General features: G+C 68.0%; 11 protein-coding genes. 4 read left to right on the top strand and 7 right to left on the bottom strand.

Going from position 1 to position 15840, the window contains the following annotated elements:
• Positions 1-78: 78 nt before the first annotated feature.
• Positions 79-489, bottom strand: a complete 411-nt coding sequence (locus tag OG326_RS34890) for a PaaI family thioesterase (RefSeq protein WP_327141379.1) — start codon at positions 487-489, stop codon at positions 79-81.
• A 151-nt stretch (positions 490-640) separates the two neighbouring features.
• Between OG326_RS34890 and OG326_RS34885 the strand changes: the two genes are divergently transcribed.
• Positions 641-3823 (top strand): BTAD domain-containing putative transcriptional regulator, encoded by a 3183-nt coding sequence (locus tag OG326_RS34885; protein ID WP_327141378.1) that lies wholly within the window; start codon positions 641-643, stop codon positions 3821-3823.
• A 281-nt stretch (positions 3824-4104) separates the two neighbouring features.
• On the opposite strand, the gene OG326_RS34880 is transcribed toward OG326_RS34885, so the two are convergent.
• The gene (locus tag OG326_RS34880; RefSeq protein ID WP_327141377.1) at positions 4105-5487 is read right to left on the bottom strand and encodes a serine hydrolase domain-containing protein; all 1383 of its coding nucleotides are present in this window, start codon (positions 5485-5487) and stop codon (positions 4105-4107) included.
• Between the two features lie 270 nt (positions 5488-5757).
• Here OG326_RS34880 and OG326_RS34875 point away from each other — a divergent pair, with 270 nt between their 5' ends.
• Complete coding sequence (locus tag OG326_RS34875; RefSeq protein ID WP_327141376.1) at positions 5758-6798, top strand: alpha/beta hydrolase; 1041 nt, start codon at positions 5758-5760, stop codon at positions 6796-6798.
• A 70-nt stretch (positions 6799-6868) separates the two neighbouring features.
• Here the strand turns inward: OG326_RS34875 and OG326_RS34870 are convergent, their stop codons facing one another.
• From OG326_RS34870 to OG326_RS34860, 3 genes are all read right to left on the bottom strand, one after another.
• Complete coding sequence (locus tag OG326_RS34870) at positions 6869-8482, bottom strand: flavin-containing monooxygenase (RefSeq protein WP_327141375.1); 1614 nt, start codon at positions 8480-8482, stop codon at positions 6869-6871.
• A gap of 228 nt (positions 8483-8710) precedes the next feature.
• Positions 8711-9085, bottom strand: coding sequence for an ArsR/SmtB family transcription factor (locus tag OG326_RS34865; RefSeq protein WP_327141374.1), 375 nt, complete (start codon positions 9083-9085; stop codon positions 8711-8713).
• Between the two features lie 3 nt (positions 9086-9088).
• Positions 9089-10321 carry an MFS transporter gene (locus OG326_RS34860; protein WP_327141373.1) on the bottom strand — a complete coding sequence of 411 codons (1233 nt, stop codon included), beginning with the start codon at positions 10319-10321 and terminating at the stop codon, positions 9089-9091.
• 78 nt (positions 10322-10399) lie between these two features.
• Between OG326_RS34860 and OG326_RS34855 the strand changes: the two genes are divergently transcribed.
• Positions 10400-11188, top strand: coding sequence for a hypothetical protein (locus OG326_RS34855; RefSeq protein ID WP_327141372.1), 789 nt, complete (start codon positions 10400-10402; stop codon positions 11186-11188).
• Positions 11189-11212: 24 nt separating this feature from the next.
• On the opposite strand, the gene OG326_RS34850 is transcribed toward OG326_RS34855, so the two are convergent.
• On the bottom strand, positions 11213-12886 hold the full coding sequence (locus tag OG326_RS34850; protein ID WP_327141371.1) for a TerD family protein: 1674 nt from the start codon (positions 12884-12886) through the stop codon (positions 11213-11215).
• Between the two features lie 125 nt (positions 12887-13011).
• On the opposite strand from OG326_RS34850, the gene OG326_RS34845 reads away from it, so the two are divergent.
• The gene (locus tag OG326_RS34845; RefSeq protein WP_327141370.1) at positions 13012-13500 is read left to right on the top strand and encodes a hypothetical protein; all 489 of its coding nucleotides are present in this window, start codon (positions 13012-13014) and stop codon (positions 13498-13500) included.
• 111 nt (positions 13501-13611) lie between these two features.
• Here OG326_RS34845 and pabB read toward each other — a convergent pair whose 3' ends face one another.
• Positions 13612-15756, bottom strand: coding sequence for an aminodeoxychorismate synthase (pabB, locus tag OG326_RS34840; RefSeq protein WP_327141369.1), 2145 nt, complete (start codon positions 15754-15756; stop codon positions 13612-13614).
• Positions 15757-15840 lie beyond the last annotated feature (84 nt).

Here is a 15840-nt window from a genome sequence, read left to right as displayed (position 1 = left end):
CCGCGAACAATTGCTCTGACGCTATCCGCAGCCCCCGAGGCGGTTCACAGGTGGGTTCGGCTCACCGAGATGCGACCCTCAGAGCACGGCCTGCGTCTGCGTGACCTTGGCGACCAGTTTGCCCGCATCATCCCGAATTTCGGTCTCGATGACGATGAAACTGCGCCCGGCGTGCAGCGGCCGTGCGGTGGCGGTGGCATGACCCGAGCGCACACCGCGCAGGAAATTGGTCTTGGATTCGACGGTCGTGGTGCCCTGCTTGCCCTCCGGCAGATTCAGGAAGGCGCAGACCGCCCCGGTGGAATCCGCGAGCGCCATCAGCGCGCCGCCGTGCATGCCGCCGCCGAGGGTGCACAGGGATTCGTCCCAGGCCAGGCGGCTGCGGACCTGCTCCGGTCCGTGCTCGAGCACCTCGATGCCGAGTCGATCGGCGAACGGCATGGTGCTGAAGAGTTGGGTTCCGATCGGATCCAGCGCAGTTTCGGTCATGAGATCAACTCTGCCGCATGGGGTGCCGCGCCGCGATTACCCCGGGGGTAATGGGGCGGAGAGCGGCGGCTCGGGGCCGCTGATACCGCACCACGCGGAGGTCCGACGCGACAAGTATCGGGATGGTCGGCGATTCTGCGAGACTCGCCCGGTGCGGGTAGATGTGCTGGGGCCGGTTCAGGCGTCGACGGATACGGGAGCGCCGATCGAGATCGGCGGGGTCCGGGTGCGCATGTTGCTGGCCCGGCTCGCGCTCGAGGCGGGCGGGACGGTATCGGCGGCGGCGCTGATCGACGGGCTCTGGGGTGAGCAGCCGCCCGGTGACGCGCCGGGTGCGCTGCAGGCCCTGGTATCGCGGCTGCGGCGCGCCCTGCGCGAGGCGGGGACGGTGGAGCTCACGGCCGGTGGGTATCGGCTGCCCGGGGTCGAGGTGGATTCCGAGCGGTTCGAGGATTTGGTCAAGCGCGGGCGGCGGGAGCTCGCGGCCGGGCGGGCGGAGGTTGCGGCGGGGCTGCTGGGGGAGGCGCTGGGACTGTGGCGCGGACCGGTACTCGGGGATGTGCAGGATGCCCCTTTCGTGCAGGTTGTCGCCACCCGGCTGGATGATTTGCGGGCGGCGGCCGTCGAGGACCGATTCGCGGCCGAACTCCAATTGGGCCGCCACGCAGATATTCTCGCGGATCTGGAGGTCGCCGGCGCCGAACATCCGCTGAGTGAGCGGCTGGCGGCGCTGCGCATGCGGGCGCTGGCCGCGGCCGGGCGGCAATCCGATGCCCTCGCGGTGTACGAAGGCATGCGGGAGCTGCTGGGCGACGAACTCGGCATCGACCCGTCGGCGGAATTGCGGGACACCCATCTCGCGCTCCTGCGCGGCGAGCTCGAAAGCCCCGCTGTGCGAAGGGAACCCGTCGGCAGCAGCCTTCCGGCCCGGTTGACGAGTTTTGTCGGTCGCGACAGTGAGCTGGAAGCGCTCGCGAAGCTGCTCGATACTGCCCGGCTGGTCACCGTTGTCGGGCCGGGCGGGGCCGGGAAGACCAGGCTTTCACTGGAAGTCATGTCCCGATATCAGGGTGGCCCAGTATTTTTCGTGCCTCTCGCCGAGATCGGCGCCCCCGACCAGCTCGCCGATGCGGTCACCGGAGCGCTCGGCAATGCCGCCGAGGGGCTGCCCGCGGGCAGAACCGCACGGCTGGTGGAACTGCTGGATGTCGGTGCGGCGGTACTGGTTCTGGACAATTGCGAACATCTGATCGGCGCTGCGGCCGAGCTCGCCGAACATCTGCTGGACCGACTGCCGCAGTTGCGAATCCTGGCCACCAGCAGGGAACCGCTGACGATCATCGGCGAGGTGCTGTGCCATCTCGGACCGCTGGATCTCCCGGCGGAGTCGACGGAACCTGCTGTGGCGCAGCGCTCTCCGGCGGTGCAGCTGTTCCTCGACCGGGCCGCCGCGGTCCGCCCGGGCTTCGCGCTCGACGAGCACACCACCGCACCCGTCGTGGCGATCTGCCGCAAGCTCGACGGCATCCCACTCGCACTCGAGCTCGCCGCCGCCAAACTGCGGTCCATGAGCGTCGACCAGATCGCCCGCCGCCTCGACGATCGCTTCCGCCTCCTCACCTCGGGCAGTCGCACCGCACTGCCCCGCCAGCGCACCCTGCTGGCCCTGGTCGAATGGAGCTGGGATCTGCTCGAAGACGCCGAGCCCGTCCTGGCCCGCCGACTCTCCCTGTTCCCCGGCGGCGCGACAGTCGAAGCGCTGGAAGCGATCTGCGCCGACCAGACCCTCCCGGCCGACGACATCCTGTATGTCCTCGGCGCCCTGGTCGAGAAGTCCCTGGTGCAATCCTCCGGTGGCGACCAGCCCCGCTACCGCATGCTGGAAACCATCCGCGCCTACGCCGCCGACCAGCTCGCCGACTCCGGCGACAACCTGACCCCGGCCTTCGCCCACTACTACCTCACCCTCGCCGAACAACAGGAACCCCTACTGCGCACCGGCGAACAACTCAGCGCCATAGCAGTTTTCGACGCCGAACACGCCAATATGGCCGCCGCCCTCCGCGCCGCCTCCGCCGATCGGGGCGACCTGCCGGTGGGGCAGCCCACCGGGCAGGCGGAGCCGGCTTGGCGGTTTGCGCGGGCGATGTTCTGGTACTGGGGGATTCGGGGGATGAGTAGTCAGTTCGAGAGTGCGATTGCCGGCGTGCTGCGGTTCGGGGAGGCGTTGCCGGTGGATGTGCGGGCTGCGTTCGGCGTCATTCAGTTGATGGCCGGGGCGCCGGGGGATGAATCCGGTTCGGCGCGTGGGTTGGTCGACGGTTGTGTGCGTACCGGGGCGCTGGCATTTCATCCGGGATTGCCGCTGTGGACCTCATTGGTGGCATTTCAGGCCGGTGCGGAGGAAGTGGGGGAGCGGCTGCTCGAAGAGGCGCTGGAGTCGCCGGATCCGTGGTTGCGGGCGAGTGCGCATTTGGCGCGGGATCTGGCGCTCACCGGTCGGGGAGAGCTGCTCGCCGGGGCGGTGGAGCGGCGGGAAGCACTGCGTGACTTCGAGATTGCCGGGGATCGCTGGGGGTTGGGGATGGCGTTGCTCGCGGTCGGGCGTGATCACTCGCTGCGGGGCGCATACCCGGAGTCGATGGCGGCGTTCGGGCGGGCGGTGGTCATCGCGTCCGAGCTCGGCATGGAGGACGACGTCTACATCGCGCGCACCGAGCTGGCGCGCGAGCGCATGCGCAGCGGTGATCTGGCGGAGGCCGAACGCGATATCCAGGTGGCGCAGCGGCAGGCCGAGGACCTGGGCTACTCCCGCATGGCCGCGGTCATGGGCTTCAGCCTGGCCGAATTGCACCGGCGCGCAGGCGATATCGCCCGAGCCGACCGAGACCTGGAGCAGCTCGAGCAGCGCATCCGCCGACTGCCCTTCCCAGAGGGACTGGCCGCACACCGAATCGCAGTCGCCCGCATGGCCAACCGGCTCGCGGAGGGCGCAGCCACCCAGGCCCGGACCCTGCTGCCGGAAATCATCGAAAGCTCATTCGTCAATGGCGACGTCGCGGCCGTCACCCAGGCCGTAGCCCACACAGCGGAACTGCTGGCGAAACTCCAACTCCTGGAGAACGATCCGCAGTCCGCAGCCACCACACTGGGCATGACCGAGGCAATCCGAGGCGCCTTCGACAACGGCGAACCAGAACTGCAAACCCTCATCACCGAACTCGAAGACCGCCTCGGCGACCAGACCTTCCACACGGCCTACCTCCAAGGATCCAACCTCCCCCGAGACCAAGCCCTCCACCAACTCCGATCCGAAACCACCCCCCGCCCCTAACCCCCCCACATCCCGCGCCGCGAGCGCTGTCGGCCGAACCTTTCGTGCTGCGGTCGCTTTACCAGACACGGCTGCACAGTCGCAGTCCCGCACGATGCGAGCGCTGAGGCGGGATCCCCTGCGGCGCAGGTGCTCTAGCTGGGTATTCGTTCGCGCACTGAACCCAGATCAGACATCCCCCCGCGCAGCTCCTCGCCAGCGCGCCCCACCCCAAACGTCGAGAGGGCTCTCACGGTGGGGAGTTTCGGCGTGTCCCCACCGTGAGAGCCCTCTCGGTGATGCTAGGCGCGGGTGAAGAGGCGGCCGGCGAGGTCTAGGCCGGTGATGGCGCCGGAGGGGTTGCGGCTGAAGTAGCCTCGCTGGCCCTTGAAGGAGCCTTCGGTGATGATGTATTCGTCGGTGTTGCCGGGGAGCATGCCGAAGGGGAAGGCGGGGTGGTCCTGGGGGAGTTCGGTTTCCGAGGCGGCGCGGATTTCGGGGCGGATGCGGCATTCCAGGGAGAGGCCGTCGGAGGTGGCGAGGACGGTCATGGTCATGGCGTCGATCTCGTAGGTGCCGACCAGCTCCTGGGCGCGGGAGGCGTTGTAGGCCACCGGTTCCGGATCCTTGTCGATCACGCCCAGGTAGTGCTCGAGCGCCCAGCGGACAATGGCCTGGTTGGACGGAATGCCGTCGGGGCTGGCATTGGACATGATCGAGATGGCGAAGTTCCGCTCGGGGACCAGCAGCAGTTCGGAGAACTGCCCGAAGCCTGATCCGCCGTGCCCGACGGTGCGGACACCGTCGACATCGCGCAGGAACCAGCACAGTCCGAGGGCGTCGCCGAGGGTGCTCGCTTTCATTTCGATGGTCGGCTGCTTCATGAGGTCTCGCAGTTCAGCGGGTAGCACCGTCTCACCGTTCGCGGCCGCGCCGAGATGAAAACGGGCCCAGCGCAATTGCTCCACGACCGAGGAGGAGAGGCCGCCGCCGGGGTTGTTGGCGCGCGTCCCGTTCCAGGACCGCTGCACCGACAGCTCGCCGTCCTCGCCGCGCTCGTGCCCGGCGGCGAACCGCCGCGTCATGATCTCGTTGCGGGAGTAGCTGCTGGTGGTCAGGTCGAGCGGACGCAGGATGCGCGTGGTGACGGCCTGTTCGAAAGTCTGGCCGGTGATCTTCTCGATGACCCGGCCGAGCAGGTTGAAGCCCGCCTGGCTGTAGGAGGACCGCACGCCGGGAGCGGCGATGAGCGGGATCTCGGCGAGCTGCGCCACGAACTCGGCCAGCGCGTCATCGCCCTCGCCGGTGTCGTTGATGAGGTTCCAATCCAGCCCGGCGGAGTGGTTGAGCAGCTGCTTCACCGTAATGGCGGCGGCGACCTCCGCATCGATGAGCCGCAGCTCCGGCACGTACCGCTGGACCGGCGCGTCCAGGTCGAGCTTGCCCTCGGCGACCAATTGCATGAGCACGGTGGCGGTGAAGCTCTTGCTGATCGAGCCGATGGTGAACAGTGTGTCCGGGTCGACGGGCAGGGGGTTCTCGATGCTGGTCACGCCGTGCGAGGCGAAGATCTCGCGGCCGTCGACCCAGATGCCGACGGTGACGCCCGGGATTCCGAATTCGGTGGCGGTGGCTTCGACGATCTCCGACAGTGCGATATCCGACGACGGTGCGATGTTCGGCATGGCAGTACCTCTCCTGTGCTCGGTGTGCGGCTCTCGTTGTCGGCCGCTCATCCGGTCTGAGATCAGAGTGCCGAGCGCCGCTGACAGCGGGCCGACAGTGCGCCGACAGCACGGACACCCCCGCTGACAGCACCGATCGGCGGGGTATCGGCCCTGGTCAGCGGCTTCTCTCAGGCCCCCTTCAGGAGGGGGTTAGCAAACACTCAGTGAACTAGGGCAGTGTGAAAACCTGCCGATCAGAATTAGTCATCTACTGAGGAGATACCCGGCGTGCGATTGTCGAAGACCTGGGGCAGCGTGGTTCTCGCGCTCACCGCAACCGTCCTGCTACCAGTCGCCGCGGGCACCGCCTCCGCAGATTCCGGCATTGCGCTGCGCGCCGGCGGCACCTCCACGGACGGTTCGCACATCGCCTCCAGTGAGTCGACCGACGCGCGCACGGTGAAGCTGCAGGTCTATTCGGCCGCCATGGACAAGAACATCGAGGTCGATGTGCAGCGCCCGGCCGACACCTCCGCGCCCAGCCCGGTGCTCTACCTGCTCAATGGCGCGGGCGGCGGCACGGATTCCGCCACCTGGCAGCGGCAGACCGACGCGCTGAACTTCCTCTCGGACAAGAACGTGAATGTGGTGCAGCCGGTCGGCGGCGGATTCAGCTACTACACCGACTGGCGCGACGCGGATCCCACACTGGGCGTGAACAAGTGGAAGACCTTCCTCACCCAGGAGCTACCGCCGCTCATCGACAAGGCGCTGAACACCAACGGCCGCAATGCGATTGCCGGACTCTCCATGGCGGGCACCTCGGTGCTGCAGTTGGGGATCGCCGCGCCGGGGCTCTACCAGTCGGTGGCCTCCTACAGCGGCTGCGCGCAGATCAGTGATCCGGTGGGCTACAACGCCGTGAATCTGGTGGTCGCGGCCGGCGGTGGCAATACCGCGAATATGTATGGGCCCAAGGGTGATCCGATGTGGGCGGCCAACGATCCGTATGTGCACGCCGACCAGCTGCGCGGTATGAATCTCTATATCTCCAGCGGCTCCGGCCTGCCCGGGCCGTGGGACACCTTGAACGGTCCGCACACGCTGCCCGGGGTCGGCGGAGTGGTGAATCAGACCACCCTCGGCGGCGCGCTGGAGGCCGCCACCAACTACTGCTCGCACAATCTGCAAGCCAAGCTGGGTCAGCTGGGCATTCCCGCCACCTTCAACTTCACGCCGACCGGCACCCACTCCTGGGGCTACTGGCAGGATGATCTGAAGAATTCGTGGCCGGTGCTCGCGGCCGGACTCGGATTGCCCGCCAACTGAATTCGGGGCCGGTCGCGCGGCTACGGTCGGTGGGGATGCCGACCGCAGCCGCGCTTTTTCGTGCCGGAGGCTAGGTGGTGAGCTCGAAACTCGGGTAGCCGTTGTCGCGTTCCTCGTCGCAGAAGCGGCGGTAATTGCCGAAACCACCGATGTAGGGCATGAATACGCGCTTCTTGCCCTCGATGTTCGCGCCCATGTACCAGGAGTTCGCCTTGACGAACAGCGTGCCCTCGGCGACCTCCATGAGGTGATCGGTCCACTTGGCCGCCGCCTCCTCGCGGGCCTCGACCTGCCGAATGCCCTGTGCGCGGCAGTGTTCGATGAGGTCGATCACCCAGTCGAGCTGCTGCTCGGAATGCAGGACCATATTCGCCATCACCGACGGGGTTCCGACGCTGTTGATACTGAACATGTTCGGGAAACCGTGGATGCCGAAGCCCAGATAGGTGACCGGTCCGTCGGCCCAGGTGTCGCGCAGGTGCGAGTCGCGCGCACCCTGGATGTCGATGCGCAGCAGTGCACCGGTCATGGCGTCGAATCCGGTTGCGTAGACCAGGGTGTCGATCTCGATGAACTTGTCCGCGGTGCGGATGCCGGTGGGGGTGATCTCCTCGATGGGCTCGCGGCGCAGGTTCACCAGCGTGACATTCGGCCGGTTGAACATCTCGTAGTAGCCGGAGTCGGTGCAGATGCGCTTGGTGCCGATCGGATGATCGGTGGCGATCAGATCATCGGCCACCGCCGGATCGTAGATCTTGGCGCGGATCTTCGCCACGGCGAAATCACGCACCAGATCATTGGCCGCCATATCGCTGTTCTGATCGGGGAAGACCTTGTTGAACAGCACACCGCCGCCGTTCCAGCGGTCCTCCATGGCCTCCTCGCGCTCCTGCGCGCTCAGCTCCAGCGCCTTGGTCTGCAGGCTGGGGTGCGGGGTGGCGGCGGGGGCGTAGTAGGACTTCGCGCGCCGCTGCGGGTAGGTGGCGCGGATCTGCTCCTGCTCCTGCACTGTCCAGGGCCGGTTCGGCACGGGCACACTGAAATTGGCGGAGCGCTGGAAGACGGTCAGCGCCTCGGCCTGCCGGGCGATGATCGGCGAGACCTGGATGCCGGAGGAACCGGTGCCGATGACACCGACCCGCTTACCGGCCAGGGACGCACCCTCCTCGGGCCAGCGGGCGGTGAAAAGCTCCTCGCCCGCAAAGGTTTCCACGCCCGGGATATTCGGCTTGATCGGCGCGGACAGGCAGCCGGTGGCGAAAACCACGAAGCGGGAGCGGAACTCGTCACCGCTGGCCGAATGCACTGTCCAGAGCGAGGTTTCGTCATCGAAGTGCGCGGCCGTCACCGACTGGCCGAAGCGGTAGCGCGGGCGCAGTTCGAACCGGTCCGCCACGTGATTGATGTACGCGAGGATCTCCGGCTGCGCGGCGAAACGCTCGGTCCACGTCCAGCTCTGCTGCAGCTCCTCGTCGAACGAGTACGAGTAGTCCACGCTCTCCACATCGCAGCGCGCGCCCGGATACCGGTTCCAGAACCAGGTGCCGCCGACATCCTCGCCCGCCTCCAGGCCGAGCACGTTCAGACCGGCCCGGGCCGCCTGATGGACGCCGTAGAGTCCGGCGAATCCGGCGCCGATGATGATCACATCGTATTGACTGGCCTGCTCGGCGCTGGCAAACATGCGTGCCCTCTCGACTCGTCCACAAACTATTTCGAATAGGCATATCGTCGGGCCGACAGCGGCTGGTCGCGAGCCCTCGTCCCACTGACCAGGAGCCACGGGCGGCGAGGAGGCCCATCACGGGCGGATCGTGCGCACGAACCGCTACCTCGGTGACCTGGTCACGGGCTGAGCGGGCCACGTGGGCAAGCCGTGCGGTGCGGCGCAAGCGGAGTAGCGGCGCCCGGCCTATTCGTGGGTGGGTTCGCCGGTGACTATGTGATCGGCGTGGTTGAGGCCCTCGCGGATCAGACGGGAGAGGTGGCCGTCGCGGATGCTGTAGATGATGCGGCGGCCGTCGCGGCGGGTGTCGACCAGGCCGGTGAAGCGGAGTTTGGCCAGGTGCTGGCTGACCGCCGTGCGGGAGGCGCCGCAGGCCTCGGTGAGGGCGGTGACGTCGGCTTCGGCATTGGCGAGGATCCACAGCAGGTGCAGGCGGGTGGGATCGGAGAGCATGCGGAAGGTCGCGGTGGCGGCATCGAGGCGCGCGGGATCGGGTTCGACGGGGTGGGCGAGGCTGGAACGCTCGGCGGGCAATGCCTGTGCGTTGCGCTTGCTCGCCATCGCTCACCTTTCCGCCGCTACCGCCTCGCTGTCCGCGGGTGCGGACACGGGCCACATGCGGACAGCCGTCGTAGCAGCCAGTGTAGCGATCGCCGCCAGCACCACCGCCGTGATCGGCAGGCCCGCCAGCGCGCCGAGGGTGCCCGCGACGGGATAGGTCAGCAGGTAGCAGGCGTGCGACAGCGAGAACTGTGCGGTGAAAACGGCTGCGCGGGAATCGGAATCCGAGTGGGCGCGCAGCAGCCGCGCCGACGGCGTATTGATCATGGACGTGCCCGCGCCCAGCACCGCCCACGTCACCGCCAGAACGCAGGCGCCGGCGACCGAACCGAGCAGGGGGATCACGGCCGCGGCGAGTAATCCGGCAGGGAGGATGCGGCAGCCGGTCATCATGACCTGGCGATCCGGGATGTCCGCGAGCACGCGGGGCAGCGCCAGGGCCACGACCATGGAGCCGAATCCGAAGCAGCCCAGGGCGAGTGCCACCCCGGTATTCGAGCCGTCGAGCCGATCGCGCACGTACACAACGGTATTCACCACGACCAGCGAAGTCGCCGCGGCCACTGCGAGATTCATGGCGAGCAGGCCGCGCAGTACGGGGCGATCCATCATGAGCCGGGCGCCGCTGGTGATCCGCTCCCGCAGTGGCTCGGGCCGGGCCGAGGTGAGCCGGGGGAGTCGCGTGGTGAGCACCAGCGCGGCCGAGGCCACGAAACCCGCGGCGGTGCCGACGAACAGCAGGTGGTAGCTGATCACCGTCAGCGCGGCGGCCGCCAGCACCGGGCTCAGCAGCGATTCCAGGTCGTAGGCCAGGCGGGACAGGGACAGTGCGCGGGTGTAGTGCTCCTCCCGCGGCAGCACCGAGGGGATCACCGATTGGAAAGCCGGGGTGAATGTCGCCGACGCCGATTGCAGCAGCGCGATGAGCACGTAGATCTGCCAGGTCTGTGTCACCCACGGCAGGACCAGTGCGATCGCCACCCGCGTCACATCCGCGGACACCAGCAGCGTGGTGCGCGGTACCCGCTCGGTGAGCGCCGAAATCACCGGCGCCACAGCCACATACGCCACCATCTTGACCGCGAGTGCGGTGCCGAGCACCGCGCCCGCATGGGCTCCGGCCAGGTCGTATGCCAGCAGGCCCAGTGCGACGGTCAGCAGGCCGGTGCCGATCAGCGCGACCACCTGGGCGATGAAGAGCCGCCGGAACTGGGTGTGGCGTAGTACGTCGAGCACGACCCCACTATATGACAATAAGTGCGCAGCTGTGCACATGTTGTCGGTTATCCGCCAGCGGGCGACTATTCTCGCCCCATGGTGAGGAATTTCGCGGTCTGCTCCGTGGCCGCGGTTTCGACACTGCTCCTTTCGGGCTGTTCCTCGCCTCCGGCAGACGGGCCCGCACCCGCGGTCGAGACGACCACTCCGGCCCCGGAGACCGCCCCCGCTCCGCCGGCGGAAGCGCCGCCCGAACCCGCCTCGGAACTGCCGCCCTGCGGCGATATCGGCACCGCCGCAATGCCTGCCGACTGTCAGCTGCAATCCCGCGATCCCGCCGGCATCACCTTCGAAATCCGGCACACCGGGAGTCCGGCACACCTCGTCACCACCGTGACACTGCTCGACTCCGCCGGTGCGTTCGTGCAGACACTGGTCGAACCCGAAGCCGACGCCCCGGGCGCGGTGCCGAAACTGCGCGACCTCGACGGCAACGGCCGCGACGAACTCGTCATCCCGATCTTCCTGGCCACCGCCAATATGCGCTACGCCGTCTACCACGCCAACGGAGACTCCCTCGAATACCACCGCGCCGGCGAACTCGCCGGCATCGGCATAGACACCTCCGCCTCGGGATACGTCGTAGTCTCCGCCCGCGCCGAATACGCCAGCTGGGACGTGGAATTCTGGAAATTCAGCCCCGACGACCTCACCCCGATCGTCACCGCCCAGGTCCGCCCGATCGACGACGGCACCGGCAAGGTAGCCGGAACCACCTGCGCCGTAATAGATTCCGGCGGCCTAGCCGCCACCGGCCTGACCCCCACCCAAGCCGACACCCAGTTCTGCGCCGAACCCGCAGTCACCCGAGTCCGCCGCAACTGACCACCGCCGCGGCAGATCGCACCGTCAGATGCGGGCGCCCTTGGCGCGATTGCAGGCGCGGCAGAGGATTTGGAGGTTGGTGGCACTGGTGGCTCCGCCGCGGCTGAGCGGGATTATGTGGTCGAATTCCAGGTAGTGGCTGTCGCCGCATTCCACGCATCTGCCGCCGTCGCGCTGCCACACCTGCGCTTTGATGTCCTGGCCGATGGTGCGGGTGTCGCGGCGGCCAGGCGTGAGTGCGAGGCGTTTGGCGACCCGTAGTGCGCCCTCCATGGTGGCGGCCACGTGATCGGGGTCGGCGACCTCGAAGATCGCGCCGCCGCGTGCCGAGGTGGCGGCGACCTCTACGCGGCCGCTCTCCGCGATCACCGAAACAACACGCGTCCAAGGCATTTCGGTTCCCGTGTCCGGGCCGGTGAAGCGGAGCTTCTTATTGCTGCAGATCAGGCGGCCCTCGGTGAGCTTCGGGCCGCGTGAGAGCTGGCGGATATGGATGGCGGCGACATTCAGGTGCAGCTGTTCGGCGGGATCCAAATGCAGGCCTGCCGCGCCGAGCACCGGCAGTTCGCCCGCGCGCAGGCGCGTGAGCATGCGGCCGCGCTGCATGCGGCGGCGCAGATCCTCGATGAGCGGGCCGTCCAGCGTCAGCGCGGTGACGGCCGCGTCGAAGGCGTCCATCTCCTGCTCGTCGATGCTGCCGTCCGCGAAAGCGAAGGCCACCAGGCGCTCCACATGATCGTGCGCGACCGGACGCAGCGCCGCCCGCGCCGGGTTCGCATCGATCCGCTGATAGCGCAGCCCGGCCCACAGTGCCTCCCAATCAGCACCCTTCGGCCCGGTGGAACGCAGCACCCGCTCGGCCCGGCCGCGCCAGGACGACAGATACTGCTCGACCTGATCCGTGCAATCCCGGCAGAGCGCCGCTCCGCCGAATACCCGCCACCGCCGCGCTCGCCCGCAACGCGGGCAATGGCGCGCATCGGCGATCAGCTGCGAACGCGTGGCCGCGGTCCACTCCGCACCATCCCACCAGCGCAGCACCCCCGCTCCCTCCGGATCCGGATGCCAGTCCGCCCGTTCCGGATCCGGCGGCAATCGCGGGGGCTCAGGCTGGAGCTCACGCTCGATCGTGAAACTCCGACGCTGTCCGTTCGTACCTGACTGTTGCCGATCCGGTTCGGTTGCCGGTGCGGGCTCGCCGGGGTCGTCGACACGTACGCCGAATTCGGTGACGACGCCGCTCAATCCGCTCGTCCAGCCCTGGCCGACGGCACGGAACTGCCAGTGCCCGTCGCTGCGGTAGAACTCGCCGAACATCATGGCCTGCACCGGTTCGGCGGCGATCTCGAACCAGGCGACCGGGCGGTTGTGGTCGAACACCGTGAGGATGAGCCCCGGGACCTCCGCGAAGGAGCCCGCCACCGAGCCGGTGACCACAATGCGCTCGACCTCGGATTCGGTGCGCGGCAGCGAGACCGAGAGCCGCGCGGTGCCGGGGGCGGGCTCCGGATCCACCGTCACCGCCTGGGAGACGTGCCGGGGATTGTTGAAGAAGACGAAATCCCGGTCCGATCTGACCCGCCCGGCGTTCGACAGCAGCAAGGCGTGCGCATCGACCTCGTGATCGGATTGCCACGAAAGGACAACCGTCAGAAGCGATGTCGGAACCGGCGCATGGCCACCCTCGGTGAGTTTCATTGTGATCGAACTATGCCACGCGGCTACGACACCCTCCGCAGCCCGCAAGACCACCCGGTCCGACACCGGATCCACGTCGCACCGAACCTCCAGCCGTGGTACGGAACCTGCGGCACAGTGGAATCATGACCACACCCAAGGGCCCCGGCGGCCAACCACCGCGCGGCAAACCCCAGCCCCCGCGAGTCCCCACCGTCGGTGACGTACTCGCCGCCGCCCAGGCCGCCGTCGATGCCGCCCAAGCCGCCGCCGGCCAAGCCCTCGGCTCCGCCCAGGTGACCGCCACCCAGGCCTTCGACACCGCCGTCCGCCTCCCGCCGGCCTCCATCCAACTGGCCGCCCAGCTCCCCGACCTCATCGAAAACCTCACCACCGCAGTCGAACGCCTCAACTCCACCATCGACCGCCTCGACCGCACCCTCGCCCTCGCCGAACCCGCCTTCGTCGCCTACGACCGCCTCCTCACCCGCCTCGAATCTCTCACCGCCCTGGGCGAAGAGGCCCTCTCCCGCCTCGACAAACTCCCCGGCATCTCCCTCCTCACCCGCCTGGCGGGCGCCCGCGACACCCCCGAACCCGAACCACCCCAACCCAAACCCCGCCGCAGCAAATAGACCAGGGCCCCGCCCGCTGGTCCTGGTCGGAAGTTCACCAGGACATGGTGGCGGCATTCGTCGAGAGGAGACCTGCGTCAGTTCCTGGTGATCATGAAACCGAGGCGTGGGTCAGGCTGAGGGGAGGGGGGTCGGGGGTGTTATGCCCAGGCCGGGGAGGGCGCGGAGGGCGGTGGCGGCTTTCCAGAGCATTTCCTGGTATTCGTCCTCGGGGTCGGAGTCCAGGACTATGGCGCCGCCGGCGCCTACCCGCCAGTGATTGTCGTGGCGGACCGCGGTGCGGATGACGATGTTCAGGTCGGCGGTGCCGCCGAGGCCGAGGAAGCCGATGGTGCCGGAGTAGATGCCGCGGGCCTCGGTTTCCAGACCGTCGATGATCTCCATGGTGCGGAGTTTGGGTGCACCGGTCATGGAACCGCCGGGGAAGCAGGCGCGCAGGCAGTCGATGATGCCGAGGCCCGGACGCAGCGTGCCGCGAACCGTCGAAACCAGTTGGTGCAGTGTCGTATACGTCTCGACGGCCATCAGCTTGGGCACATGCACCGAGCCGACCTCGCAGACACGGCCGAGATCATTGCGGAGCAGGTCGACGATCATCAGGTTCTCGGCGCGGGTCTTGGGATTGCGCGCGAGCTCGGCGGCGAGCTGCTCGTCCTCGGCCGGAGTATCGCCGCGCGGAGCGGTGCCCTTGATGGGCTTGCTCTCCACGGTGCGCGCGCGATCGAGTTTGAGGAAGCGCTCCGGCGAGGCGGACGCCACCTCCAGATCGGCGAAGCGCAGGAAGGCCGCGTACGGCGCGGGATTACAGCGGCGCAGGGTGCGGTAGACGCTCAGACCGTCAGTGTCGGCGGGCAGATACGCGCTGTCGGTAATGCAGATTTCGTAGGATTCGCCCGCGTGCAACTTCTCCTGGCAGGCGCGCACATCGGCGAGATAGCGATCCCGGCCCCGGGTCAGCAGCGGAGCCACCGCGCGTTCCTCGGCGCGCAATTCGAGGTCCGGTGGATTCTCCCAGGTGGGCAGGGCTTCCACGAGGGCGCGCGTGGTCGCCAGCCAATCGCGCGCGGCGGCAAGGGAATCCGGTTCGGCCAGGGTCAGCAGGTAGGTGCGGCCCGCCTCGTGATCGACCACGATCAGCCGATCGGCGAAGAGCCACTGCGCATCCGGGGTGGATGCGTGGTGCACGGCGCTCCCCCCGCATTCGGACTTCATCTCGTAACCGAGATATCCGACATAGCCGCCCACGAAATCGAAAGGCACATCCGGGAATTCGATGCGCCGCCGCCGTAGCTCACCGGATAGGTAGTCCAGCACCCCACCCGGAACGATCCGCCGCCCGGCCGCCGACTCGACCTCCACCTGCCCGGATCCGACCCGGTACCGCACCGTTTCGGCCAGCGGCCCCGACGCGTCTCCGAGAAAGGAGAACCGATCGAGCCCGGGCTCCACATGCTCGCTGTCGAGCCAGAACGCCGTCGGCGAATCCCGGTGCAGCCGCAGGAATATCGCCTCGGCATCCACGGCCCGCTCCACCACCGTCTGCTCGACCGTGTAATCGACCGGGGGAGTGAGTATTTCGCGCGGCGCGGCCCGGATCGCCGCCGGTGCGGGCGCATCCCCGGCCACGGCCGGTCTCGATACCGCTGTCTCCCCGCGCAATCGCCGCGACCCACCGTGAGCGACGGTGAGCGCCTTGAAGTTTCGCAGCAGTGCCGCCCCGTACGAACTCGCGATGGATTCGGGGTGGAACTGCACGCCCCACTGCGGCCGGGTGCGGTGCCGTACACCCATGATGACGCCGTCGGGGGTGGTCGCCGTGACCTCGAGGTCCTCCGGCAGCGGGCGCGCGGCGCAGAGCGAGTGATAGCGGACGGCCGTGAAGTCCTGCGGCACATCGGCGAACAGGTCGCGGCCGTCGTGCGTAATGCGGTCCGGGAAGCCGTGCCGGGCCCGCGGCGCCGGCGTGACCAGACCACCGGCGGCGATCACAATGCCCTGATGCCCGAGGCACACTCCGAGCAACGGGAGATTCGAGTGCGCGATCACCGCGGCGGAGATGCCGAAATCGCGGGGGATATCGGGCCGTCCGGGACCGGGGGAGATGACGATATTGTCGAAGGACTCGAGATCCAGCGCTGCCGGTTCGGAAACGTCGTCATTGCGCACGACCACGGGTTCCACCCCGTTCACCTCACTGATCAGCTGATACAGGTTGTAGGTGAACGAGTCGTAGTTGTCGATCAGCAGCGTGCGCATTTGGCTGGCACATTACGCCACCACCGCGCGGGCACCGCGCATCACCGTGCTCGAATAGTCATGCCTGACCTGCGTGAACGAGGC

The organism is Nocardia sp. NBC_01327, from assembly GCF_035958815.1.
Taxonomy (GTDB): Bacteria; Actinomycetota; Actinomycetes; order Mycobacteriales; family Mycobacteriaceae; genus Nocardia.
The sequence above is the reverse complement of the archived record's forward strand: the minus strand, read 5'-3'. Positions and strand labels throughout refer to the sequence as shown.

Bases quoted from the DNA above. Each gene is read 5' to 3' on its own strand.
- pabB (WP_327141369.1), bottom strand. From the start codon at position 15,756: ATGCGCACGCTGCTGATCGACAACTACGACTCGTTCACCTACAACCTG.
- OG326_RS34845 (WP_327141370.1), top strand. From the start codon at position 13,012: ATGACCACACCCAAGGGCCCCGGCGGCCAACCACCGCGCGGCAAACCC.
- OG326_RS34855 (WP_327141372.1), top strand. From the start codon at position 10,400: ATGGTGAGGAATTTCGCGGTCTGCTCCGTGGCCGCGGTTTCGACACTG.
- OG326_RS34890 (WP_327141379.1), bottom strand. From the start codon at position 489: ATGACCGAAACTGCGCTGGATCCGATCGGAACCCAACTCTTCAGCACC.
- OG326_RS34870 (WP_327141375.1), bottom strand. From the start codon at position 8,482: ATGTTTGCCAGCGCCGAGCAGGCCAGTCAATACGATGTGATCATCATC.
- OG326_RS34865 (WP_327141374.1), bottom strand. From the start codon at position 9,085: ATGGCGAGCAAGCGCAACGCACAGGCATTGCCCGCCGAGCGTTCCAGC.
- OG326_RS34880 (WP_327141377.1), bottom strand. From the start codon at position 5,487: ATGCCGAACATCGCACCGTCGTCGGATATCGCACTGTCGGAGATCGTC.
- OG326_RS34850 (WP_327141371.1), bottom strand. From the start codon at position 12,886: ATGAAACTCACCGAGGGTGGCCATGCGCCGGTTCCGACATCGCTTCTG.